General features: G+C 50.4%; 27 protein-coding genes and 1 riboswitch. Of the genes, 25 read left to right on the plus strand and 2 right to left on the minus strand.

What is annotated here, in order from left to right; genetic code table 11:
• The first annotated feature begins 15 nt into the window (after nt 1-15).
• The 10 genes from QU597_RS00075 (at nt 16) to rsmI (ending at nt 7652) form a co-directional block, all read left to right on the plus strand.
• Complete coding sequence (locus QU597_RS00075; protein ID WP_054944052.1) at nt 16-201, plus strand: sigma factor G inhibitor Gin; 186 nt, start codon at nt 16-18, stop codon at nt 199-201.
• Nucleotides 202-413: 212 nt separating this feature from the next.
• Nucleotides 414-2039, plus strand: a complete 1626-nt coding sequence (locus QU597_RS00080) for an aminotransferase class I/II-fold pyridoxal phosphate-dependent enzyme (RefSeq protein WP_310830867.1) — start codon at nt 414-416, stop codon at nt 2037-2039.
• Complete coding sequence (tmk, locus tag QU597_RS00085; protein WP_310830868.1) at nt 2040-2681, plus strand: dTMP kinase; 642 nt, start codon at nt 2040-2042, stop codon at nt 2679-2681. It abuts the gene before it with no gap.
• Between the two features lie 78 nt (nt 2682-2759).
• Nucleotides 2760-3089 carry a cyclic di-AMP receptor DarA gene (gene darA, locus QU597_RS00090; RefSeq protein WP_054944049.1) on the plus strand — a complete coding sequence of 110 codons (330 nt, stop codon included), beginning with the start codon at nt 2760-2762 and terminating at the stop codon, nt 3087-3089.
• A gap of 36 nt (nt 3090-3125) precedes the next feature.
• Nucleotides 3126-3569, plus strand: coding sequence for a YaaR family protein (locus QU597_RS00095; protein WP_054944048.1), 444 nt, complete (start codon nt 3126-3128; stop codon nt 3567-3569).
• Between the two features lie 18 nt (nt 3570-3587).
• Nucleotides 3588-4562, plus strand: a complete 975-nt coding sequence (holB, locus tag QU597_RS00100) for a DNA polymerase III subunit delta' (protein ID WP_310830869.1) — start codon at nt 3588-3590, stop codon at nt 4560-4562.
• Between the two features lie 142 nt (nt 4563-4704).
• A complete protein-coding gene (locus QU597_RS00105; RefSeq protein ID WP_054944046.1) occupies nt 4705-5505 on the plus strand; it encodes a PSP1 domain-containing protein in 801 nt (266 codons plus the stop codon).
• Nucleotides 5506-5535: 30 nt separating this feature from the next.
• Nucleotides 5536-5901 carry a DNA replication initiation control protein YabA gene (gene yabA, locus QU597_RS00110; RefSeq protein WP_054944045.1) on the plus strand — a complete coding sequence of 122 codons (366 nt, stop codon included), beginning with the start codon at nt 5536-5538 and terminating at the stop codon, nt 5899-5901.
• A gap of 71 nt (nt 5902-5972) precedes the next feature.
• Nucleotides 5973-6740, plus strand: a complete 768-nt coding sequence (locus QU597_RS00115) for a tRNA1(Val) (adenine(37)-N6)-methyltransferase (protein ID WP_310830870.1) — start codon at nt 5973-5975, stop codon at nt 6738-6740.
• A gap of 6 nt (nt 6741-6746) precedes the next feature.
• Nucleotides 6747-7652 (plus strand): 16S rRNA (cytidine(1402)-2'-O)-methyltransferase, encoded by a 906-nt coding sequence (gene rsmI / locus QU597_RS00120; protein WP_310830871.1) that lies wholly within the window; start codon nt 6747-6749, stop codon nt 7650-7652.
• A gap of 589 nt (nt 7653-8241) precedes the next feature.
• Here rsmI and QU597_RS00125 read toward each other — a convergent pair.
• Nucleotides 8242-8496, minus strand: a complete 255-nt coding sequence (locus QU597_RS00125; protein WP_019914502.1) for an AbrB/MazE/SpoVT family DNA-binding domain-containing protein — start codon at nt 8494-8496, stop codon at nt 8242-8244.
• A 306-nt stretch (nt 8497-8802) separates the two neighbouring features.
• Here QU597_RS00125 and QU597_RS00130 point away from each other — a divergent pair, with 306 nt between their 5' ends.
• The 13 genes from QU597_RS00130 to QU597_RS00190 all read left to right on the plus strand — a co-directional run bounded on the left by QU597_RS00130 (nt 8803) and on the right by QU597_RS00190 (nt 21376).
• Complete coding sequence (locus tag QU597_RS00130; protein ID WP_310830872.1) at nt 8803-10086, plus strand: HD domain-containing protein; 1284 nt, start codon at nt 8803-8805, stop codon at nt 10084-10086.
• Between the two features lie 54 nt (nt 10087-10140).
• Nucleotides 10141-10911: a TatD family hydrolase gene (locus tag QU597_RS00135; protein WP_310830873.1), complete on the plus strand. Its 771-nt coding sequence runs from the start codon at nt 10141-10143 to the stop codon at nt 10909-10911.
• Nucleotides 10912-11109: 198 nt separating this feature from the next.
• Nucleotides 11110-11337: riboswitch (cyclic di-AMP (ydaO/yuaA leader) on the plus strand.
• Nucleotides 11338-11629: 292 nt separating this feature from the next.
• The gene (locus QU597_RS00140; protein ID WP_310830874.1) at nt 11630-12784 is read left to right on the plus strand and encodes a resuscitation-promoting factor; all 1155 of its coding nucleotides are present in this window, start codon (nt 11630-11632) and stop codon (nt 12782-12784) included.
• Nucleotides 12785-12933: 149 nt separating this feature from the next.
• Complete coding sequence (gene rnmV, locus QU597_RS00145; RefSeq protein WP_310830875.1) at nt 12934-13485, plus strand: ribonuclease M5; 552 nt, start codon at nt 12934-12936, stop codon at nt 13483-13485.
• Nucleotides 13482-14366, plus strand: coding sequence for a 16S rRNA (adenine(1518)-N(6)/adenine(1519)-N(6))-dimethyltransferase RsmA (gene rsmA / locus QU597_RS00150; protein ID WP_310830876.1), 885 nt, complete (start codon nt 13482-13484; stop codon nt 14364-14366). Before rnmV ends, rsmA begins: the two co-directional genes overlap by 4 nt.
• A gap of 98 nt (nt 14367-14464) precedes the next feature.
• Nucleotides 14465-15364, plus strand: coding sequence for a sporulation peptidase YabG (gene yabG, locus QU597_RS00155; protein WP_054944037.1), 900 nt, complete (start codon nt 14465-14467; stop codon nt 15362-15364).
• 268 nt (nt 15365-15632) lie between these two features.
• A complete protein-coding gene (veg, locus tag QU597_RS00160; protein WP_019914493.1) occupies nt 15633-15908 on the plus strand; it encodes a biofilm formation stimulator Veg in 276 nt (91 codons plus the stop codon).
• A gap of 152 nt (nt 15909-16060) precedes the next feature.
• Nucleotides 16061-16243: a small, acid-soluble spore protein, alpha/beta type gene (locus tag QU597_RS00165; protein WP_236337522.1), complete on the plus strand. Its 183-nt coding sequence runs from the start codon at nt 16061-16063 to the stop codon at nt 16241-16243.
• A gap of 197 nt (nt 16244-16440) precedes the next feature.
• Nucleotides 16441-17295, plus strand: a complete 855-nt coding sequence (gene ispE / locus QU597_RS00170) for a 4-(cytidine 5'-diphospho)-2-C-methyl-D-erythritol kinase (RefSeq protein ID WP_236337521.1) — start codon at nt 16441-16443, stop codon at nt 17293-17295.
• Between the two features lie 140 nt (nt 17296-17435).
• Nucleotides 17436-18263 carry a pur operon repressor gene (purR, locus tag QU597_RS00175; RefSeq protein WP_054944033.1) on the plus strand — a complete coding sequence of 276 codons (828 nt, stop codon included), beginning with the start codon at nt 17436-17438 and terminating at the stop codon, nt 18261-18263.
• A gap of 210 nt (nt 18264-18473) precedes the next feature.
• Nucleotides 18474-18761 (plus strand): septation regulator SpoVG, encoded by a 288-nt coding sequence (gene spoVG / locus QU597_RS00180; RefSeq protein WP_020425826.1) that lies wholly within the window; start codon nt 18474-18476, stop codon nt 18759-18761.
• 170 nt (nt 18762-18931) lie between these two features.
• Nucleotides 18932-20323, plus strand: a complete 1392-nt coding sequence (gene glmU, locus QU597_RS00185) for a bifunctional UDP-N-acetylglucosamine diphosphorylase/glucosamine-1-phosphate N-acetyltransferase GlmU (protein ID WP_310830877.1) — start codon at nt 18932-18934, stop codon at nt 20321-20323.
• 99 nt (nt 20324-20422) lie between these two features.
• Nucleotides 20423-21376 (plus strand): ribose-phosphate diphosphokinase, encoded by a 954-nt coding sequence (locus QU597_RS00190; protein ID WP_206102638.1) that lies wholly within the window; start codon nt 20423-20425, stop codon nt 21374-21376.
• Nucleotides 21377-21489: 113 nt separating this feature from the next.
• Here QU597_RS00190 and QU597_RS00195 read toward each other — a convergent pair whose 3' ends face one another.
• A complete protein-coding gene (locus QU597_RS00195; RefSeq protein WP_054944030.1) occupies nt 21490-21690 on the minus strand; it encodes a hypothetical protein in 201 nt (66 codons plus the stop codon).
• A 92-nt stretch (nt 21691-21782) separates the two neighbouring features.
• Between QU597_RS00195 and pth the strand changes: the two genes are divergently transcribed.
• Both pth and fin read left to right on the plus strand, forming a co-directional pair.
• Nucleotides 21783-22343: an aminoacyl-tRNA hydrolase gene (gene pth / locus QU597_RS00200; protein ID WP_236337520.1), complete on the plus strand. Its 561-nt coding sequence runs from the start codon at nt 21783-21785 to the stop codon at nt 22341-22343.
• 91 nt (nt 22344-22434) lie between these two features.
• Nucleotides 22435-22665 (plus strand): anti-sigma-F factor Fin, encoded by a 231-nt coding sequence (fin, locus tag QU597_RS00205; protein WP_054944028.1) that lies wholly within the window; start codon nt 22435-22437, stop codon nt 22663-22665.
• Nucleotides 22666-22739 lie beyond the last annotated feature (74 nt).

The following is a 22739-nucleotide window of genomic DNA, read 5'->3' on the forward strand; positions in this document are numbered from 1 at the left end:
CAAGGTGGGATGGATATGGAACAGCAAACCGGACAGTCCTGCATTATTTGCGGGCAGATGAAAGAAGAAGGTATTGTTATTGTCTCGCATTTCATTTGTGAAGATTGCGAGAGCGAAATGGTGCGTACGGATGCTGAGGACATTAAGTACCGTTTTTTCATTGGCCGGATGAAGAAAATCGGACTCCAAAAGAACGCCTGATCCGAATGAAGGCATTAGTAACAACAGTGTAAAGAGAGCGGGCGGTGGATCTGTGTCGCAATGGCTGCAGCATAAGCAATTAATTTAACGGCTTCCCCGTGTTGTGGCGGGAGGGGCCGTTTTGTTGTGCAGATGATGCTTTTAAGCGGAATAATAGGCGTTTAGGCATATTTGCGTTAAAATAGAGGTAACCCCCAGGGAAGGATAAGAACATGAACATTTTAGAGCCTGGCAGGGCACCGATATATGAGATGCTGGAACAATATAGACTTAAGGGTAATATATCTTATCACGTGCCCGGCCACAAGAACGGTGAGGCCTATAGCGGAGCTGAAGGGGCAGGATATCTGGATGAGATCATGAGGTACGACGTGACGGAAATTACCGGAACGGATGATCTCCACCACCCGGAAGGGGTCATTAGGGAAGCGCAGGAGCTTGCTGCGGATTGCTTTGGGGCGGAGGAAAGCTTTTTGCTGGTTGGCGGAAGTACCGCCGGCAATCTGGCACTTATCTTGACCGTCTGTCCCGAGCCCGGGATGACGCTGATTCTGCAGCGTAATGTCCATAAGTCGGTGATTCACGGCTTAATGCTGGCTGGCGTGCGCGCAGTCTTCCTTGAGCCGCAGCTGGATGCGGACAGCTGCCTCGCTGTCGCTCCGGCGGCTGAAGCGGTGCAGGCTGCACTTGCAGCCTACCCGGAAGCCGCCGCCGTGCTGGTCACCATGCCGAATTACTACGGCATGGGCATAGATCTGGCGCCCCTCGCGCGCATCTGTCACGACAGCGGCGTTCCGCTTCTGGTCGACGAGGCGCACGGGGCGCATTACGGGCTGCACCCGGCGCTGCCAGCCGGGGCGCTTGCCTGCGGCGCGGACGGCGTGGTGCAGTCCACGCACAAGATGCTGCCGGCGCTGACAATGGGCGCCATGCTGCATGTGCAGGGGACGCGCCTTGACCGCGCCTTGCTGCGGCAGCGGCTGGCCATGGTGCAGAGCTCCAGCCCATCCTACCCGGTGATGGCTTCGCTCGACCTGGCCCGGCGGCTGGTGCACCTGGGCGGCGCCGGCGCCTTCACGGCGGGGCTCGCCGCCGTGGACGTGCTGAAGCGCGGCTTAGCTTCGCTGCCGCGCTTCGGGCTGCTGCAGCCGGCTCAGCCGCTGCAGCCTCACGGCGGCGCTGGCACAGCCGCCGGAATGGACACGCCGCCGGCAGAAGCGGCGTCGTACACCACCCAGGACCCCTTCAAGGCGGTCATTTATGACGCCGCCGGGGTCCTGGGGGGCTTCGAGCTGCAGCGCAGGCTCGAAGAGAAGGGCATTGTGCCGGAGATGAGCGACGACCGGCACGTAGTGCTTGCCTTCAGCCTCGGCTCGAAGGCTGAGGATACATTCACGCTGCTGGCCGCGCTGCGAGAAATAGACGCCGAAATGGCGGCGGTTGGCCTTTCTAATCTGAGCGCGGCGATTGCACCGTTCTCCAGTGCCTCCTCCTTCAATGAGGCCGAGGACAATCGATCTCCATCCGCAGAAGTTTCCACGTGGAACAATTCTGTTCAATCGCTTATTTCACAGCCGGTGACATTTTCCCTGAAGCCGGTGACAGCAAGCGAAACCGAAAGCATACCCCTCGAATACAGTGTAGGGAGAGTAGCGGCAGAGATGGTAATCCCTTATCCGCCTGGCATTCCGCTCTTGTATCCGGGAGAAGTCATAAGTGAAGCAGCATGCAGAAGGCTGGCAGCACTCCGTCAGGGAGGGGCTAAGTTTCAGGCCTGCGCAGACCCCGCCTTACGGCGTATAGTGGTTTACAACAATATGAAGGGCGGAGAAGTATAAGTGGGACGTGAAGGTTTTTTCATTACTTTGGAGGGAGGCGATGGCTCAGGGAAAACAACTGTGCTGGGCAGGGTAGCCGCTTATCTGCAGAATCACTCCATGCCTTATATCATTACCCGCGAACCGGGGGGCATTGAAATCGCCGAGAAGATCCGCTCCATTATTCTGGACCCTGCCCATACCGCGATGGATGCGCGGACCGAAGCGCTGCTGTATGCGGCTGCAAGAAGCCAGCATCTGGCGGAGGTCGTTGAGCCGGCACTAAAAGAAGGCCTTACAGTGCTTTGCGACCGTTTTGTCGACAGCAGCCTTGTCTATCAGGGTTTTGCACGAGGCCTTGGAATCGAAAAAGTGCGGAGCATTAATGACTTTGCAACCGGCGGCCGCACACCGGATCTTACGTTTTATCTGGATGTAGAGCCGGAGGTAGGCTTGTCTAGAATTGCTGCCAATCAGGACCGCGAGGTTAACCGCCTTGATCTGGAGAGTCTCGCCTTCCATCAAAAGGTTCGTGAAGGCTATCAGTTGGTTACTCAGTCTGATCCTGGCCGTATTGTCATTCTGGATGCCAATCGCCCGATCCATATGGTCGAGCAGGACATCGTGCATACGCTGAAAGAGCGGATATTAAAGGGTTTTTAAGGCATATTGTCTAATATATCTTAAGTGGGCAGCGTTATAGGTGAATTATCTAACCAAACTTTTAGGAGGAATGCGAAGATGAAGCTAATCATTGCTATTATCCAGGACAAAGATAGTAACCGGTTGTCTAGTGAACTCGTCAAAGCCAATTTCCGTGCCACCAAACTGGCCAGTACAGGCGGATTCCTGCGGGCAGGCAATACAACATTTCTGATTGGTGTAGATGATAGCCAGGTTGAACCCGTGCTGAGTGTTATCCGTAATAGCTGCAAGGTGCGTGAGCAGCTGGTTACCCCGGTTACTCCGATGAGCGGAACGACGGATTCCTATTTGCCGCTTCCTGTAGAGGTACAGGTGGGCGGAGCTACAGTATTTGTACTGCCTGTCGATCGTTTTGAGCATTATTGAGCATACTAGAGTAAACGATAAGGGCGGTAGATACCATTGAAGATTAACCCGGGCTACAGGCCCTTAAAAAGTGAACTCCCGAACGCTGATGCTGAACGCAGGCCTATCCAGCAGAAGACGTTTAGCGATGTTTTTCAGCAGCAGGGACAGCAGAAAACCATTGATGAATTGAACCGCCAGATTAAAGATATTCAGCAGCAGGGCGACCGGCTGGCCAAATCCATGACCGTCCGTGAGCTTGCGATATATAGAAATCTTATCAAACGTTTTCTGGAAGAAACAGCGCGGCGCGGCGTTATTCTCAAGGAGACAAAGGGCTGGGACCGCCGCGGCCGTGGCAAACGCTACAAGCTGCTGGAGGAGATTGACGCCGCACTCTTGAATTTGGCTGATGAGCTGCTGGAGAGCGAGCAGGGCCGGATTGATCTGCTGGGGCGGGTTGGAGAAATCCGCGGGATGCTGATTAACCTTTCTTTCTAAAAGAAGTTGGAGGAATTTATGCCTTTTCATGATATATTAGGCCAGGAGGATGCCAAACGCCTGCTGCAGAATGCACTGCGCAAGGATGCAGTCAGTCATGCGTATTTGTTCACCGGCCCAGCCGGAAGCGGACAGATGTCAACTGCACTCATGTTTGCCCAGGCGATATTTTGCACAAAGCTTAAGGATGATGCCTGCGGGGAGTGCCTGGAATGCCGCAAAGTAGAGCATGGCAACCATCCGGATCTGACATTACTGAAGCCTGACGGGGCAAGCATTAAGATCGATCAGATCCGTGAGCTGCAGCGTGTTTTTTCCTACCGGTCCGAAGGAGTTAACCCTAAGGTTTACATTATAGAGGGAGCGGACAAAATGACGGTGCAAGCCGCCAACAGTCTGCTTAAATTTTTGGAGGAGCCGCCTGCTCCGGCAGTCGGTATTCTGATCTCCGACAACAGCAGTTCCCTGCTTCCAACCATCCAGTCGAGAACCCAGCGCATCCCTTTCAGCCCGCTGCATCCTGATATTATGCTTCAGGCTTTGTCGGGGGAGGGGGTTCCGGTGCCGCTGGCACGGTGTGCGGTATCACTGACTTCAGGGCTCGATGGCTGCAGGGAACTTTTGGCACAGAATTGGTTTGCAGAAATGAGAAATCTAGTGTTACAATTAGCAAAGGAGTCTATGGGCAAAGGCAGCTCTGCAGTGGCAACTGTTGGGCAGAAGCTGTTCAAGACCGGGCTCGGTGAACATTTGGATACTCTTTTCAGCATGTTCCATCTTTGGTTTAAAGATATGCTCTACTTCCTGTACCGAAGACACGAAAGCATCGTTTTCATAGATCAGTTAGACTTTATTTCCAGACATGCCCGTCAGCGGAGTACGGAGCAATGGGTGGCTTATATGGAATTCGCAGCGGAGAGTAGTCGCAGGCTCCGTTCTAATGCTAACGCCCAATTGTGTCTGGAGCAGTTTTTAATCCGATTGGAAAGTTAAAGACTTAGTTGTGATATCATCCTCCGGATCAACGCTTCAGCCTGGAAGTATGGGTTTAACGGATAAGGAAGGACAAGCATCGATCACCAGGGAGCGGATTTGCTTAAGGGTTCCTTTTACCGGCAAACAAGGGGGTTAATTTTTGTACAGCGTAGTAGGCGTCCGCTTTAAAAAAGCGGGTAAAATATATTATTTCGATCCACTTGATTTCCCGATTGAACGTGATCAATGCGTTATTGTGGAGACGGCAAGAGGGGTAGAATACGGTAGAGTTGTCGTTGGCAAAAAAGAGGTGCAGGAAGCCGATGTTGTATTACCTCTCAAGAAAGTCATGCGGATCGCCGGGGAAACCGACGCACGTGTGGTGGAGGAGAACAAAGGTGCAGCAAAGGACGCTTTCACCACCTGTTTAAATAAAATCCGCGATCATGGCCTCAAAATGAAGCTGGTGGATGTAGAATTCACGTTTGATCGCAATAAGATCATATTTTATTTCACCGCCGAGGGCCGCGTCGATTTCCGCGAATTGGTCAAGGACCTGGCGAGTATATTCCGTACCCGTATCGAGCTGCGTCAGATCGGTGTACGCGATGAAGCCAAGATGCTGGGTGGACTTGGACCTTGCGGGCGGGTGCTGTGCTGCTCCTCCTGGCTTGGGGACTTCGAGCCGGTATCGATTAAAATGGCTAAAGATCAGAATCTTTCGCTCAATCCGACCAAAATCTCCGGTTTGTGCGGACGGCTCATGTGCTGCCTGAAGTTTGAGCATGATAATTACGAAAGTACAAAAGAAGAAATGCCGGCGGTAGGCAAGATCGTCGTAACCTCACTGGGCGACGGTAAGGTTGTAGGAATTAATGCCGGAAACCGCACGGTCCATGTGCAGTTGTTCGAAGTGGGCAAAGTTAAGGAACTTCCAATGGATGATGTTGTCGTCAAGTAAACCATATAAGGTTACTTTCGGGGTGGAAACTTGGAGAAGATAAATATATTTGCACACATGCAGGAGATGGAAGCGCAGATGGAAACGATGCGCGCAAGTCTCGGAGATTGGAAACAGACCGTTAAGGAATTAATGGAGGCCAATCAAAGGCTCAGTCTGGAAAATGAACAACTCCGTAAAATATTGAAAAGGGACACACCTTTGGATCCTGCCGTGGATACGGCTGAGGCGGAAGCACTTTTGGCTGCCAGTGAAGGAACAGAGGAGGTTGTCGGGGAAGGTTATGATAACCTGGCCCGGCTGTATCACGAAGGCTTTCACATCTGTAATGTCTATTTCGGGCATTTGCGTACAGAGGGTGATTGTCTGTTCTGTCTTTCTTTTCTTAATAAATAAGGATATCCAGCCGTAGGAGATTTACGCCTACGGTTTTTTTTGAATTTCTAACAAACGTTTAGGAGATTACAATGACGAATTCTTATAATGAAATGCCTGTGCCGCTGCTTCCCTCGGAGCGGGTTGATGACTTATTGACTCATGATTTGCGGATAATTCAGAGTGATGAGGTATTTAGCTTCTCAATGGATGCCGTATTGCTTGCCCGCTTCGCCAGTATCCCGCCACGGGGCAGAGTGCTGGATTTGTGTACCGGGAATGGGGTAATCCCGATACTGCTCACTACACGCACTAAAGCTTCTATAGAAGGGATTGAACTCCAGCCCCGTCTGGCTGATATGGCCCGGCGCAGTGTTGCTATGAACGGACTGGAGGAGCGGGTAACTATTCATGAGGGGGATTTGCGCGAGCTGCATACGGTCGCAGGGTACGGCGTATATGATGCAATCACGGTTAATCCGCCTTATATGCCGCTTAACGGAAGTGATCTTAAGCTGAACACACATCAGGCTATGGCCCGCCACGAAATTGGCTGTACCCTGGAAGAGGTGATTCAGGCCTGTGTCCGGCTGGTGCGTACCGGAGGCAAGGTAAGTATGGTTCATAAACCCCAGCGTTTAGTGGATATTATAAGTCTGATGAGACAATATCGGCTGGAGCCGAAGCTGATCCGTTTTGTCCACCCGCGGGCACATCTGGAGGCGAATATGGTATTGATTGAAGCTGCACGTGACGGGAAACCGGAGGTGCGTTTACAACCTCCGCTCATCGTATATAATGATGACAATCAATACTGTTCAGAAATAATGGATATTTACTATGGAAACAAAGAAGGGTAAACACCAATGACGATAACATGCCAAAGCAGCTTTCAAAGAAACCATGAAGCAGATAAACCGGAAGGAAGCGGGTGTCTGTACCTGGTTGCTACACCGATCGGCAATCTGGAAGACATGACTTATCGCGCGGTGCGGACTTTACAGGAATGCGAGATTATTGCAGCTGAGGATACGAGACAGACACGAAAACTGCTGAGCCATTTTGAAATAACACCTTCGATGCTGTTCAGTTATCATGAGCATAATAAGGCGGCCAGCGGCCCTGAGCTAATACGTTATATAATAGAAGGAAAAAATCTGGCCCTAGTCAGCGATGCAGGTCTTCCGGCCATTTCGGACCCTGGTGCAGACCTGGTTGCCCTCGCCGTCAGCCATGGAATTCCGGTCATTCCGATCCCGGGGGCTAACGCAGCACTGTCAGCTTTGATAGCGTCCGGACTGCCGACTGCCAGCTTCACCTTTATTGGTTTCCTGCCGAGAGAACGTAAGGATATCCGCGCGGTATTAGCCGGTCTTCGTGCTGTACAAGGAACTCTGTTGTTCTATGAATCCCCGCACAGGGTAGCTAAGACATTAGGTCACCTGCAGGAGGCATTCGGTAACCGTAGGGTGGTCCTGGCCCGTGAGCTGACTAAAAGATATGAGGAGTTTCTGCGCGGAACCATTGAGGAATGTATAGCCTGGCTGTCGGAGCATCCGCCGCTTGGTGAATATGTTGTAGTGGTTGAGGGGGAGAGCAAGGAAGAGGCAGAAATTGCTGAATCCTCCTGGTGGCGTGAGCTAAGTATAGAGCAGCATGTGCAGCACTATGAAAATTCGGGGCTCGCTCGTAAGGAAGCTATGAAAAAAGCGGCTTCCGACCGCGGACTGGCCAAACGGGATATTTATAACGCATTGCTGGAGCGGGAATAAGAGGTTAGACAATCCATAGCAATACAGCTCACGTCATGACTTGCAGTCATTAATGAGCTCTTAATAATCAGCATGAATTTAGAAAATAACTGTATTTCATACATTTATTCGGAGTAAATTTTTCCATATATTAGATATAGATGTGTTTTATACATTTATATTTATGGAAAAAGGATAGTAACGAGGAATAAACTGGTTATAATTGTATGAAATACAACTAAAATATTATTTCTAACGATTTGGTATGAAATAACTGCAGAGAATACATTTAATTAATTTCCTCAAGTGTGAAAGGCTAAAAGGTACAGCACCAAACTCAATTAGTCGAGCGGGCAGGAAGCGATTCTCTGAGGAGAGCGGGCATGTTCTATCGTCGCTGGGGAGCACCCCTCGCATGGCAAGGCCCTGAGGGCGTGCCCGAGAAAGGGCCGGTCTTCCGCCAACCGTAAATCTCTTCCTCACAGCTGCGAAGTTAGACAAGGGAAGCCCCTGAAACCAAAAAAAATACCTCCCGCATAACGGGAGGCCAAGGAGATATAAAAAGGTTAGAATTAACAATTTGATTAGTTCTTATTATACCCTATTTATTTTAATTTGTCACAGGGGTAGGGATAGCAGAAATGCATTCATGACAAACAATTTTTCCTTTGAAATAGGTTACGTTCTCGGCGTTGCCGCAGAAGATGCAGGCAGGCTCGTATTTCTTAAGCATGATCCGCTCACCGTCCACGTAAATTTCGAGCGCATCTTTTTCTCCAATGCCAAGCGTACGGCGCAATTCAATCGGAATAACAACCCGTCCAAGCTCGTCTACTTTTCTTACAATTCCAGTTGATTTCATCATTACAATCGTTGCTCCTCTCAAAGTTCCAAAACGTCATTATTCGACATTGTTCACCGTTTTATGATACTTATAATACCAACCATTCCCAAAACAGTCAACCTTTTTTCAGGCTAATTTTAAGGAGTTTTTTTAAAAAACTTTTGTGCCGCCTGCGATTAGGCCGATTTGATAGATAAGTACCCAAAAAAGATTTGTCGATTTGTAAATTGTTTAATTGTCATTATTCGACAAAGTACGACACAATTCATTATTATACGCTATGTTCCAGCCCGTTTCGAACAAAATGAATTCAAAGGAGTTGATCTCATGAAGCAACTGCTATCAGAAGAGAAGGTTTTCAAAGATCCGGTTCACAATTATGTCCACGTGCAGGAAACCATTATTTGGCGGCTGATTAATACCCGGGAATTTCAGCGTCTGCGGCGTATCCGCCAGCTTGGTACCTCTTATCTTACTTTTCATGGTGCGGAGCACAGCCGGTTCTCGCATTCGCTTGGAGTCTATGAAATTACACGGCGGATTATTTCCCAGTTTGAACGAAGCGGGTATAAGGATTGGATGCCGGAGGAAAGCCTGCTCACCCTGTGTGCCGCGTTGCTGCATGATTTGGGGCATGGACCGTTCTCCCATTCTATAGAAGAAGCTTTCGAGATGAACCATGAGGACTGGACCTGCCGGATCATTCTGGAGGATACGGAAATTACAGCGATCCTGAAGGATGTATCAGAGAATTTTCCGGAAAAAGTGGCATCTGTAATCTCCAAAACCTATGAGCATGAGATTGTCGTCAATCTGGTCTCAGGACCGCTCGATGCGGACCGGATGGATTACCTGCTGCGTGATGCATACTACACCGGAGTGAATTACGGGACAATTGATATTGACCGGATTCTTAGAATGCTGCGGCCTTATGACGGCAGGGTGGTAGTTAAAGAATCGGGCATGCATGCGATTGAGGATTATTTGATGTCCCGTTACCAAATGTACTGGCAGGTGTATTTTCACCCGGTTACCCGCAGCTCGGAGATTATTTTGCGGCAGATTTTACGCAGGGCGAAGGAGCTGTTTAAGAACGGCTATTCTTTTGGATTCATGATTGAGCCTTTAAGTGATTTATTCAGGGGCGAAGTGACCGTAGAGCAATATCTGCTGCTGGATGAAGCGATGATTCAGACAGCTTTTATGCAGTGGACATTGGAAGCGGATGAACTGCTGAGCGACTTGTGCAGCCGTTTTATTCATCGTAAACTGTATAAATATGTAGAGATGGAGAATCTGGATTCCGAGACAATTGACGAAATCCGCCGCAGTTTTGCCGGAGCCGGACTGAATGCCGAGTATGACCTGGAAATCGATTTTCCAACGGATCTTCCTTATGATGTATTCCGTCCCGGGGACGCTTTTGACAGCAAGCAGATCCTGCTGCTCGACCGTCATGACAAGCTAAGGGAAATCTCGGAGGTATCGGATATTGTACGCTCCATCAGCGGGATTCACCGCGGCAGATATCACCTGTATTTTCCGCAGGATAAGCTGCAGAAAGCACTTTCACAGCTGCCGTCTTCCGTAGCAGGGATTTTTGCAAAGTAATACAAAAAAAGTTGGAATTCATCATAGAAATGATGACAGGAAGGAAGCTGCGTTATGCAATTATTTGACACCCATACCCATTTGGATGCTCCGCAATTCGACGAGGACCGCGAACAGGTAATCGCACGGGCGCTGGAGGCCGGAGTGACCAAAATGATCAATATCGGATTTAACCGGGAAACGATCCCGACGACCATTAAATTGGCTGAAACCTATGATTATATTTATGCAGCCGTCGGATGGCATCCGGTGGACGCCATTGACATGAAGGACGGGGACCTGGAATGGATCGCTTCGTTATGCAGCCATCCCAAAGTAGTCGCTATCGGCGAAATCGGACTGGATTATTACTGGGATACCTCCCCCAAAGAGGTACAGCAGGAAGTACTCCGCAAGCAAATCGGGCTGGCCCGGGAACTGGGAATGCCGATCTGTATTCATAACCGGGATGCCCATGAGGATGTGGTACGGATTCTGCGCGAAGAGAAAGCAAACGAGGTCGGCGGAGTAATGCACTCTTTCTCCGGCAGCTGGGAGACCGCCAAAATGTGTCTGGATCTTGGCTTCCATTTGTCCTTCGGCGGGCCCATTACGTTCAAGAATGCAAGGGTTCCCAAAGAGGTGCTTGAGAAGACCCCGCTGGACCGTCTGCTGATTGAAACGGACTCGCCTTATTTGACCCCGCACCCCTTCAGAGGGAAGCGGAATGAGAGCGGATATGTCAGGCTGGTAGCAGAAGCAGCTGCGGAAATAAAAGGGATTGATTTACAGGAATTGGCGGAAATTACGTATGCGAACGCACTGGTACGATTTGGGATTGTCTGAAATCGGGAGGAAAACCGGTGAAAAAAGAAGTATAGCCGATATATTAAACTTTTTTAATCTCAAAATGGCTGATTATTACAATATTTTAACCATATTTCTGCGTAAACGTGGTTGAATCGTCCTTTACAACATGCATCAAAACAGGATATCATCTTTTCAGTGCAGTGAGCTGTTGTTACTGTGACAGTCACTGATTCATGGATCGTCTCGCTGAGTCTCCGTATGGAGAACGGGGGAACCAATATTGCACTGCCGCATGAACGTACATAGAGTACAACACAGAAATGCCGCAGACATTATTTGATTTCTTTATGTGGTCTCGGGGTGAATTTGAGGGCAACCGCCGTGAGCGGGTGACCTGAGATAGGGCGTCTCTCTTATGCCCGAACCCGACAGCTAACCTCGTAAGCGCCAGTAAGAGAGGAAACCTCGTGCATAAACATTCTCGCGTATTCTGACATCCGGAGAAGCCACGAAAGAGTCCTCTATGAACTCTTTTTAGGCTTCTTTTGTTTTGAATAATGTGAATGTCCCCAGCATACTGTTATATAACAGGTGATCTGGAGCTGCTATGCCGAGCAGGCGATCCATGAGCAGGAAACGCTGAAGCAATGCGGGCGTATCCTGTTGCAATCTCAAACTTAGTTTCGTCTGAAATCATTCAGTCTTCTTAGATAAACTACTTGGACGACGGGGCTATGTAAGGAGGATGGAGAGAGTGGGCGTATTCCAACCAGAGGTATCCCATGATTCGCAATCATCCAGCAGGTCTTTCGCATTACGGTGGAAGCAAGTGAATCCTCGCGTACTTTCGCTTGCAGGTGTGGTATCAATCGTTATCGCGCTGCTTATTCTGCTGTACGTACACGGTCAAGGCAACAAAGTTATAAATTTAGTAATAGACGGTGAAGTACTGACGCTGGAGACGCGTGAAGCGCTGCTTAGCGACGTGCTGGCAAAAGAACAAATTTCGCTGCTGCCGCATGATGAAGTATCCATTGGCCTTAGTGATGAAATACAAGACGGCGACCGTGTCGTAATTACCCGAGCGCAGAAGCTCACGCTTACTGCAGATGGTACAACCAAAACGCTCTACACCACTGAGGATAAACTCGGTGAGGCTATCCAAAAACTAGGCTATAGCCTGGAGAGCAATGACAAGATTTACCCTTCGCTTGAAACCGCAGTTTCACCCGGCATGGAAGTCAAGATTGTACGTGTCACCAAACAAATGGTGGAACGGACCGTAAGCTTGCCTTTCCGGGTCATCAAAACCGCAGACCCTTCCCTGTACAAGGGAGACGTAAGAGTGGCACAGGCAGGCAAACCAGGCGCTATCATTCAGCATATCGAGAAGATTTATCAGGACGGTAAGCTGGTATCCATGAGCATGGTCGGCAAGGAAGTTCAGACGGTCACCAAAGACAAAGTTATTGCCGTTGGAACTAAGGCACTTCCCAAAGCTACTGTAGCTGCAGCAACTTCCACCAAAAAAACTACCTCCAGTTCAGCCAAAACTACTGCAGCAAGCAACGTCGTGCACAAGGCAGGCGTAGATTTTGAGTATAAGAGAATGATCAAAAATGTCTCCATGACCGCTTATTCTTCTGAAGAGCCGGGAATTGGAACAAAAACAGCTTCCGGAACACGCGTAACGGAAGGCCGTACTATTGCTGTTGATCCGGATGTAATACCTATCGGCTGGTGGGTGTACATTGAGGGATTAGGGTTTCGCCGTGCAGAGGATACAGGCGGTGCCATCAAAGGCAACAAGATCGATGTATACTACGATTCACTGAGTAACGCCCGTAATTTCGGCCGGAAATCCCGCACGATCTATGTGATCGGGCCTGTGAAGCCGGAGCTGAATTAAGGCGGCTGTATTTTGCAAATTAGTGATTAATACGATATAGTGAGGGTAGCACTTTACGAACGGGCTAGCTCATCACTTATACATTCTTTAGCCAAAAAGAAGAGGAGCGAATCCTCTTCTTTTTGTGTTGCATGGGAAGGAGCGGAACGATGATCAAGGAATTAATTGTGGTGGAAGGCAAAAGTGATACGGTAGCCGTTAAACGGGCGGTGGAGGCCGATACGATAGAGACGGGCGGATCTGCAGTAGACCGCAAGGTCATTGCCAAAATAGCGCTGGCGATGGAGCGCAGAGGGGTTATAATCCTCACGGATCCTGACCATGCTGGAGAACGCATACGCAAGATTGTTTCGTCCAAGGTACCGGGCTGCAAACATGCCTTTATACCGGAGAAGGACGCTACCCGAAAAGGCGATATCGGAGTAGAGAATGCTTCGCCAGAAGCGATCCGCCATGCACTTGAGCATGTGCATACCTCCTTTGAGGGGGCACCGGCTCTCATCGGGCTTGATGATCTGATGGCCGCCGGAATGCTGGTGCATCCGAGGGCGGCAGAACGGAGAATGGCACTCGGCAATGCGCTGGGCATTGGCTACTGTAACGGCAAGCAGCTTTTCAAGCGGCTGGCGATGTTTGGTATTACGCGGGAGGAATTCGCAGCGGCCCTCGCGCAAATTGATCAGGGAGGCATTACTACATGAGCGGACATGAGAATATTTCATCCCCAACACGGACCAAGGAAATTATTCAGCGCTACGGATTTTCGTTCAAAAAAAGCTTGGGTCAGAACTTTCTGATCGACCAGAATATTCTGGATAAAATTGTTGAAGCTGCGGGGCTTAGCGCTTCGTCAGGCGCTTTGGAGATCGGCCCGGGTATTGGCGCGTTAACAGAGCGGCTCGCCATGGAAGCAGGAGCAGTTACTGCGGTAGAAATTGACCGCCGTCTGATCCCGATCCTGCGGGATGTGCTGGCTGCTTATCCGCATGTCAAGGTGCGTAATGATGATGTGCTGAAAGTGAATCTGCAGGAGCTGTTCGCTGAAGATTTCGCTGCCGTGGAGAAAGTTAGTGTTGTGGCCAATTTGCCGTATTATGTGACGACGCCTATCCTCATGAAACTGCTGGAGGAGAAGCTTCCGCTTGATAATATTGTCGTCATGATCCAGAAGGAGGTTGCCGAGCGTATGGCGGCTTCTCCGGGCGGCAAGGAATATGGCAGCCTAAGCATTGCCGTGCAATATTACAGCGAGCCTGAGCTGGTCTGCATTGTGCCGCGCACAGTGTTTATTCCCCAGCCGAATGTGGAGTCTGCAGTAATCCGCTTGAAGGTGCGGGAGCGTCCGCCGGTTGAGGTGGCCGATGAGAAGCATTTCTTCGAAGTGGTACAGGCCTCATTCACACAGCGTCGTAAGACGATTGCCAACAACCTAAAAGCCCGCTTCTTCCCGGGCGAAGGCCGGGAGCGCCTGGAGGCGCTATTGGCAGAGGCCGAAATAGAGCCAACCCGCCGTGGGGAGACGCTTAGCATTGCCGAATATGCACGGCTAAGCGCTGTGCTGCTGGCTGCAGGAATTGCATAGGCTGAACTGCCGCAAAGCCTGCTGTATTTTGAAAATGCGCCTGTTTATGAACCAACCGTGACCTTTGCCCATACGATGGGGGTAGAGGTGGTGTTGTAATGAACTTAGGAGACTTGGTCGTTCGAAAATCATATGGTGGAGATGTGACTTTCCGGGTAGAAAACATAGTGCAGAACGCAGCCGTAATTAAGGGCACAGAATTTCGCCTGCTCGCGGATTCACCCCTGGACGACTTGATTCAGGTGCCTCCAAGCCGTATTACGGAGCGGGGACAACAGGCACAGATCAAAGCCAAAGAATCGTTAACAAGGCTGCGTAAGGACCGGCAGGAGCAGAGCCAGCGCAGCGGGGAGAGTGCATTAGGCGGCTGGCCACAGGCTCCCAAGGAAGCGCCCTATTTCGAGGTACCAGGCAAGGTCCTGCACCTGGACGGCGACGCGCTTTATCTGAGCAAAAGTCTGAGCTTATATGAACAGCTCCGGATTCCGGCAGAAGGTCATCATGTCCATGAATCAAAAATGGCGGAAACGTTGTACCGGCTCCTGCCCCGTGTCCGTCCAGATATTGTAGTGATTACGGGCCATGACGGTGTGCTGAAGCAGTCAAATACTTATGATTTATACAGCCTGAACAGCTACAAAAATTCGCAGAATTTTGTGGCGGCGATCCGGGTGGCCCGGGAGTATGAGAGGAATTTTGATGCCCTGACGATTGTAGCGGGGGCCTGCCAGTCGCATTTCGAGGCACTTCTGGGGACGGGGGCTAACTTTGCCAGTTCTCCGGGAAGAATTCTGATCCATGCACTGGATCCGGTGTATATCGCCGCCAAGGCATCCTTCACCTCCATCCGCGATACCGTGAATCTGGGGGATGTGCTAAACCATACCATCAGCGGCAATCAGGGAATGGGCGGGATTGAGACCAGAGGCAGCTTCCGGATCGGCATGCCGCGTCTGCAGAATCTGTCCACGTTAAAGGTTACGCCTTCGGCTGTGTAGTAATAATTTATGGAATGACAGGAAGACAAGAGGGGAAGGATAAGCTTAATGCTGTCCTTCTCTTTTTGTTATACCCGGAACGGACATGCAGTCTGCCGTTACCTGCCGGCGCATTTGTTGCCGATAACAAGGGTGATTCACCGGAACTCTACTCTTCTAAAAAAATTCCGTTGACAACTATTTTAGCATCATCTATAATTATTTATTTGCTTTGACAAAGTTTGTGGAAAGTTGTATAATGGACAAGGAAAGAGGTGGTCGTCAGGCAATGGCTAATAACGCGCTGTTGGAAATTAAACGCAGTCTTGAAGCTCACGTCGGTCATAAGATCACGTTACGGGCTAACGGTGGTCGTCGTAAAACCGTGGAACGTACCGGTGTCCTGGAAGAAACGTACCCTTCTGTATTTATTGTCAAACTGGATCAGGAGCAGCAAACCTTCAAGCGTGTCTCCTATAGCTATGCCGATATACTTACCGAATCTGTGGAAATCACAGTTTGTGAAGATGATGGGCAGATGCGGATTATGTATATTAAAGCTTAAGCATCACAGGGCAGCCTTCCGGATGGAGGCTGTTTTTTTATTTGAATTTCTTTGCGGGGTTTGAGTTGCCCCGAATGGCCAGCGGCCTGCAGCAGCATACTATAGGGGCAATAAGCTCATTATCTATTACCGCAAGGGAGGAATTTCAGCACATGAGCCGCAGAAGACGAGGCATGATGTCGGAAGAACTGAAAACGGAGCTGGCCAAGGAGCTTGGCTTCTACGAAACGGTGGAACGGGACGGCTGGGGTGGAATCCGGGCACAGGATGCCGGGAATATGGTGAAACGGGCCATTCAGCTTGCCGAGCAGGCTGCAAGGAAGTCGCAGCTGTAAAGTGCAGGCCAAAAGAGGGTGGCAGAGGGGGACCGTCCTTGTGGCGGGTCTCCCTTTTTGCTTGTAAACTAAGAATTTATAAGCCCTAAGGTATCCTTCTTTATCTCACAGAACTTTTGATCATGGACTTCGTTACAAGTTTCTCATATAATATGTTAAGTTGTTTTTACGGGAAAAGCTGAAGGTGGGTGAACGCCTTGAAAATGTATGAAAAAGCGCCGGCCAAGATCAATTTGATGCTGGATGTGCTTCACAAGCGCGCTGACGGTTTTCATGAGGTGGAAATGATTATGACCATGGTCGATCTCGCAGACCGTCTGGAGTTATCGGAGCTGAAGCGGGATTCGATTATAATATCAAGCCAGGCGGGATATATTCCGCTGGATGAGAAGAACTTGGCCTTTCAGGCAGCCAGGCTTATTAAAGACCGCTATAATGTGAAGAGCGGAGTACATATCCACCTGGATAAAAGAATTCCGGTCGCTGCCGGTCTGGCCGGCGGCAGCAGTGATGCCGCGGCTACGCTGCGCGGCCTGAACCGGCTCTGGCGCCTGAATATCCCGGCGCAGGAGCTGCAGGAACTGGGCGCCGAGCTTGGCTCGGACGTTCCGTTCTGTGTCACAGGCGGAACTGCCCTGGCTACGGGCAGGGGGGAGCGGCTGACGCCGATCCAGAATCCGCCGCAGTGCTGGGTCGTCCTGGCGAAGCCGCCGATCAATGTCTCGACAGCTGAAGTGTACGGACGTGTACGGGCCAATCAGATTGCCGTGCATCCGTCGGCGCTCCGCATGCAGGAAGCTATCGAAGCAGGCGATTTCGGGGCGGTGTGTGCGAACCTTGGCAACGTGCTGGAGGATGTGACCCTGAAGCTGCATCCGGAGGTCCAGCAGCTCAAGGAAGCCATGGTGAAGCTGGGCGCGGACGGGGTGCTGATGTCCGGCAGCGGACCTACTGTATTCGGGCTGGTCTCCAAGCAGTCCAAGGTCGCGAGAATTTACAACGGGCTGCGCGGATTCTGCAAGGAAGTGTATGCCGTGCGCTCCTTGAGCTAAACGCTATTAATAATTCAATTATTCCCTGAAGAAACGGAATTACTGTCCCGGAAAGGACGGCAAAGCCGTTTCTTCTTGTATAATTCCGTACAAAAGTGATATTATTTTTAATAATATTCGGTTTTGGCGAGGAGCATTCCGTGAAAAAACTTAAAAGAAGCCAACGTTTGGTTGATATGACCCAATTTTTACTTGAGAAACCGCATGATTTGCTGCCCCTGTCTACATTTGCTGACCGGTACGGAGCAGCGAAATCATCCGTCAGTGAAGATTTGGCTATTATAAAAGAGGTATTTGAGGGCGAAGGCATGGGTGAGCTGCAGACGCTGGCCGGTGCAGCAGGCGGAGTACGTTATATTCCGCGGATGCCCACCGATATGGCACTAGCATTCGTGAATCATTTGTGCGGAGAACTTGAAAAGAGCGACCGGATTCTGCCCGGCGGCTATCTGTATATGTCAGACCTGCTTGGACTTCCCTCGGTAATGGAGCAGGCCGGTAAAATCATTGCAACGGCATTCTACGGCGTGGAGATCGATGTAGTGATGACAGTGGAGACCAAAGGGATTCCGCTTGCGTATGCAACAGCCGCGCAGCTGGGGCTGCCCGTTGTGCTGGTGCGCCGTGATCACCAGGTAACGGAGGGCTCGGCTGTAAGCATTAACTATGTGTCCGGCTCCCACAAGAGCATTCACACCATGTCATTGTCGAGACGGGCTTTGCGGGAGAAGTCACGGGTTCTGATTGTGGACGACTTCATGAAGGCCGGCGGCACCGTGCGCGGCATGGTGGATCTGCTCGGGGAGTTCAATGCGGAAGTGGCGGGAGTTGGCGTACTTGTGGAGTCAGGCGCTGTGGAGACGGAAGAACGCCTGCTGCATGACTATGTGTCGCTGGTAAAACTAACCGAGGTGGACTCCAAAGTACGGAGAATTTCAGCGCATCCCGGCAACTATTTTTCCTCTTAGGCAAGACTGTTTACTCAGTTCCAGACTGGGGAGGAAAGTGTCGAAAACATGAGGAACCATTAGAAAACAGCACGAAGTGTGTCGAAATCAATGGTTCTGCAAAAATAATCTTCTTCAACAGTCATTTTTTGGAATCAAAAAGAAGGAATTCGCTTTGCTGTGTGGAATTATACACCAAGTCTCTGATGGAAAAAGGTGGTGAACACACACATGCAAATTACGGATGTCAGACTCCGCCGCGTCAACTCTGAGGGGAGAATGAAAGCAATCGCATCCATTACAATCGATAACGAGTTTGTTGTTCATGACATTCGCGTCATCGATGGTAATAACGGGATGTTCGTTGCAATGCCCAGCAAGCGTACACCGGACGGTGAATTCCGCGACATCGCACACCCGATTTCTTCGGGAACACGCGAGAAGATTCAATCTGCGGTTCTGGCCGAGTACGATCGCGCCGCTACGGAAGAAGAAGAGGTCATCGAAGAGGGAGCATAAGTTAAAGCGCTGTCTCTGATGAACGCCTGCCCTTTGCGGGCGGCGTAAGGTCAAGCCGTTTTCAATTGGGGTTCGAAGAAAAGGGAACCATGGCTGCATGGTTCTCTTTTCTTTTTGCCCGGAATGAGATATATTCAGTAGTGAGCTCAAGAAGTAGGAGGTTGGCATTCTTGAAAAGAATGGCTGTTGTACTTGCTGCAGGTCAAGGCAAGCGCATGAAATCTAAATTATATAAAGTACTGCACCCCGTCTGCGGTAAACCGATGGTAGGGCATGTACTTGATACCGTAAAAGCGACCGGGTGCGAGCGTAAGATTGTAGTAGTCGGACACGGCGCAGAGACAGTTAAAGCTTATATAGGCCAGGATGCTGAATATGTGCTGCAGGAAACGCAGCTGGGAACCGGTCATGCTGTGAAGCAGGCCAAGGATCTTCTCGGCGCTGAAGAGGGCACAACGATTGTTATTTGCGGAGATACACCGCTTATTACAGCCGAAACGCTTGAAGGACTGATGGCGCTGCATGAAGGACAGCAGGCGGCAGCAACGATATTGACTGCTGTGATGGACCAGCCTGCAGGCTATGGACGGATTATCCGCGGTGAAGACGGCGGTGTGCTGAAGATTGTTGAACAGAAGGACTGCAATGCGGAAGAAGCTGCAGTAAACGAGATCAATACAGGTACCTATTGTTTTGATAACGCCAAGCTGTTTGCCGCACTTGAGCAGGTTAAGAACAATAACAACCAGCAGGAATACTATTTAACCGATTGTATCGGCATACTCCGGGCACAGGGTGATATCGTACTAGGATATCAGGCTCATGACGCTGCGGAGTCTATTGGCGTTAACGACCGGCTGGCCCTGTCCGAGGTAGAGGGGCACATGCGCCAGCGGATCAACAAGACTCATATGCTTAACGGGGTAACGATCATTGATCCTGCCTCCACCTATATTGAGGCTGATGTTGTCATTGGAGCAGATACGATTCTTTATCCGGCAACGCTGCTTAAAGGCAAGACTGTCATCGGGGAGAATTGCGTCATCGGGCCTTCCAGTGAAATCGAGGACTGCACGATTATGGACGGAGCTGCAGTGAAGCATTCTGTGCTGAGCCAGGCAACCGTCGGCGCACGGACATCCGTTGGGCCATTCGCCTATTTGCGTCCAGGCACGGTGCTTGGGGAAGAAGTCAAAATCGGCGATTTCGTTGAGGTCAAGAATGCCACGATTGGTGACGGCTCGAAGGTATCGCATTTAAGCTATATCGGCGATGCTTCAGTCGGTAAGAACGTTAATGTCGGCTGCGGTGCCATTACCGCCAATTACGACGGATTCAATAAAGCTAAGACAACGATAGAAGATGACGCCTTTATCGGCAGCAATGTCAATCTGATTGCCCCGGTAACGGTCGGCAAGGGTGCTTTTGTTGTAGCGGGGTCAACCATCACACGCTCTGTTTCGGAGAATGATTTGGCTGTAGCCAGAGTAAGACAGGAGAACAAGCCGGGATATGCGGAGAAGATCCGTGCCCGCGCTAAAGCAAAGAAAGACCAGCTTTAGTCCATCGTAAAGGCCAATGCCAAAGCGCCGGATGAAGCTGAAGTTTTAAGCGCCGGCGCTGCTTGGAAGTTAAATTCCGTCACGGAGGGTTTATATTTTATGACTTATTGCGATTCCAAATTAAAGATTTTTACCTGCAACTCTAATCCTAAGCTGGCCAGTCAAATTGCCGATTATATCGGCATTCCGATGGGTGAGTCCCACACCACGAGCTTTAGTGACGGAGAAATTCAGGTCAAGCTTTCGGAAAGTGTCCGGGGCTGTCATGTCTACATTGTTCAATCCACCTGTGGCCCGGTCAATGATAACCTGATGGAGCTTCTGGTTATGGTAGATGCGCTCAAACGTGCCTCAGCCAAGAGCATCAACGTGGTTATTCCTTACTACGGATATGCCCGTCAGGACCGTAAGGCACGCTCCCGTGATCCGATTACGGCCAAGCTGGTAGCGAACCTGATTGAGAAGGCAGGCGCGCACCGTGTCATTACTATGGACCTTCATGCGATGCAGATTCAGGGCTTCTTTGATATTCCGGTGGATCATCTGCTGGGTGTTCCGATTCTGGCCCAGTACTTCCGCTCCAAACAGATCCAGAACCCGGTTGTAGTATCGCCGGACCATGGCGGTGTAGTGCGGGCAAGAAAGCTTGCCGACTTCCTTAACGCCCCGCTGGCGATTATCGACAAGCGCCGCCCGGAGCCGAATGTCAGCGAAGTAATGAATATCATCGGTAACATCGAAGGCAAGACGGCAATTCTGATCGATGACATTATCGACACAGCCGGTACAATTGTACTGGGGGCAAATGCCCTGATGGAAGGCGGCGTAAAGGAAGTGTACGCTTGCTGTACCCACCCTGTATTGTCCGGCCCTGCGCATGAACGTCTGGAGAACTCTCCAATCAAAGAAATTATCGTGACGGATACGATTCCGATCCGCAGCGCCAATCCAACCTCCAAACTAAAGGTGTTGTCCGTGGCTCCACTGATGGGCGAGGCGATCATTCGCGTTCACGAGGAATTGTCAATCAGTAAACTGTTCGAGATCGAATAGGACAGGCAAGCACGCTTTGAATACGGGTGCTTCGCAGAGGCACTTTTCATATCAAAAAAAGGGTTACACCTCCGATCATGGAAGATGTAACCCTTGTCGGCGTATGCCGGCCCCTAGTACCCCGGACGGGAGATAAAGGTGAACAGGCCGCGGTTGTAAAGAGTGCCTTGCAATTCTACAAAACCCTCGTCCACGGCTGTCACTACACCGATAGCCACGAACACGTCGTCCTTGTAGATTTCGACAGGCACAGCATACTGAATGTGATACTGGAAATGGCGCTGAAGCGTTAAGATATCGCCCTGATGTGGCATCGTTCATCACCTGTCTCTGGAGTATATAAAACTTATTGTACCAAAAACGTAACTCTTCTGCTAAGAGAGCGGATGGAAAGGATCGGCCGATCATGAAATGGATTGTTGGACTCGGGAATCCGGGAACGCAATATGCCAAAACAAGGCATAACGTCGGATTTATGGCGCTCGACGAGCTCGCAGCCCGGAATGGGATTACCTTTAACCAGAACAAATGCAAATCCGTAATTGGTGAAGGGGTCATCGGCGGGGTCAAAACCGTTTTGATTAAGCCCATGACTTTTATGAACCTGTCCGGAGAAGCAGTACGCGCCTATATGGAATATTATAAAGTAACGCTGGAGGACCTGATTGTGGTGTATGATGATCTGGATACCGAAATTGGCAAGATCCGGCTGCGGTATCAAGGCAGCGCCGGCGGCCACAACGGAATCAAATCAATCATCCAGCATACAGGCACCCAAACCTTCAACCGGGTGCGGATGGGCATTTCCCGTCCTGAGCCGGGTTTTGCTATAGTGGATTATGTGCTGTCTACCTTTCCGAAGAAGGATGGAGATAAGCTGAAGACGATGATTCTGGATACATGCGATGCCCTGGAGTTCAGTCTCCAGCATACATTTGAACAGACGATGGCCAAATTCAACGGCTAATGGATGGAAGGCCCCGGCTCACGATTCCAGGCTAAACGCGCTCGGGCCGGGGCATACTGAAGGGTATATACTACCTTCAGGAGGCATATAGATGGCAATACACTACGTGTGCAGGCACTGCCGGACATTTCTGGGAAGCATCGACAGAAGCAGTACTACAGAAATGCAGCTGGGCCTTCACTCCTTAACCCCTGCGGAACGCAGAGATATCATAGCGTATGATTCAGACGGCGAAATCACGGTAAAGGTAACTTGCGATTATTGCAAGCAAGCCTTGGATAACAATCCCGAGCTCAGCCTGCTGTCCAGTCCGCTTCAGTAAGGTGGAAGCGCCTGTCTCTGTCGTCATCCGCAAGCCTTGGCTTTACGCTGAGGCTTGTTTTCGATTCCAATCAT

This window comes from Paenibacillus pedocola, assembly GCF_031599675.1.
Classification (GTDB): Bacteria; Bacillota; Bacilli; order Paenibacillales; family Paenibacillaceae; genus Paenibacillus_AQ; species Paenibacillus_AQ pedocola.

Excerpts from the sequence above, each read along its gene's own strand:
- QU597_RS00190 (WP_206102638.1), top strand. The coding sequence starts at position 20,423 with ATGACTTATTGCGATTCCAAATTAAAGATTTTTACCTGCAACTCTAAT.
- QU597_RS00130 (WP_310830872.1), top strand. The coding sequence starts at position 8,803 with ATGAAGCAACTGCTATCAGAAGAGAAGGTTTTCAAAGATCCGGTTCAC.
- rsmA (WP_310830876.1), top strand. The coding sequence starts at position 13,482 with ATGAGCGGACATGAGAATATTTCATCCCCAACACGGACCAAGGAAATT.
- QU597_RS00115 (WP_310830870.1), top strand. The coding sequence starts at position 5,973 with ATGACGAATTCTTATAATGAAATGCCTGTGCCGCTGCTTCCCTCGGAG.
- rsmI (WP_310830871.1), top strand. The coding sequence starts at position 6,747 with ATGACGATAACATGCCAAAGCAGCTTTCAAAGAAACCATGAAGCAGAT.
- holB (WP_310830869.1), top strand. The coding sequence starts at position 3,588 with ATGCCTTTTCATGATATATTAGGCCAGGAGGATGCCAAACGCCTGCTG.
- darA (WP_054944049.1), top strand. The coding sequence starts at position 2,760 with ATGAAGCTAATCATTGCTATTATCCAGGACAAAGATAGTAACCGGTTG.
- spoVG (WP_020425826.1), top strand. The coding sequence starts at position 18,474 with ATGCAAATTACGGATGTCAGACTCCGCCGCGTCAACTCTGAGGGGAGA.
- QU597_RS00075 (WP_054944052.1), top strand. The coding sequence starts at position 16 with ATGGAACAGCAAACCGGACAGTCCTGCATTATTTGCGGGCAGATGAAA.
- QU597_RS00195 (WP_054944030.1), bottom strand. The coding sequence starts at position 21,690 with ATGCCACATCAGGGCGATATCTTAACGCTTCAGCGCCATTTCCAGTAT.
- fin (WP_054944028.1), top strand. The coding sequence starts at position 22,435 with ATGGCAATACACTACGTGTGCAGGCACTGCCGGACATTTCTGGGAAGC.
- QU597_RS00165 (WP_236337522.1), top strand. The coding sequence starts at position 16,061 with ATGAGCCGCAGAAGACGAGGCATGATGTCGGAAGAACTGAAAACGGAG.
- QU597_RS00135 (WP_310830873.1), top strand. The coding sequence starts at position 10,141 with ATGCAATTATTTGACACCCATACCCATTTGGATGCTCCGCAATTCGAC.
- veg (WP_019914493.1), top strand. The coding sequence starts at position 15,633 with ATGGCTAATAACGCGCTGTTGGAAATTAAACGCAGTCTTGAAGCTCAC.
- yabG (WP_054944037.1), top strand. The coding sequence starts at position 14,465 with ATGAACTTAGGAGACTTGGTCGTTCGAAAATCATATGGTGGAGATGTG.
- QU597_RS00125 (WP_019914502.1), bottom strand. The coding sequence starts at position 8,496 with ATGATGAAATCAACTGGAATTGTAAGAAAAGTAGACGAGCTTGGACGG.
- pth (WP_236337520.1), top strand. The coding sequence starts at position 21,783 with ATGAAATGGATTGTTGGACTCGGGAATCCGGGAACGCAATATGCCAAA.
- rnmV (WP_310830875.1), top strand. The coding sequence starts at position 12,934 with ATGATCAAGGAATTAATTGTGGTGGAAGGCAAAAGTGATACGGTAGCC.
- QU597_RS00080 (WP_310830867.1), top strand. The coding sequence starts at position 414 with ATGAACATTTTAGAGCCTGGCAGGGCACCGATATATGAGATGCTGGAA.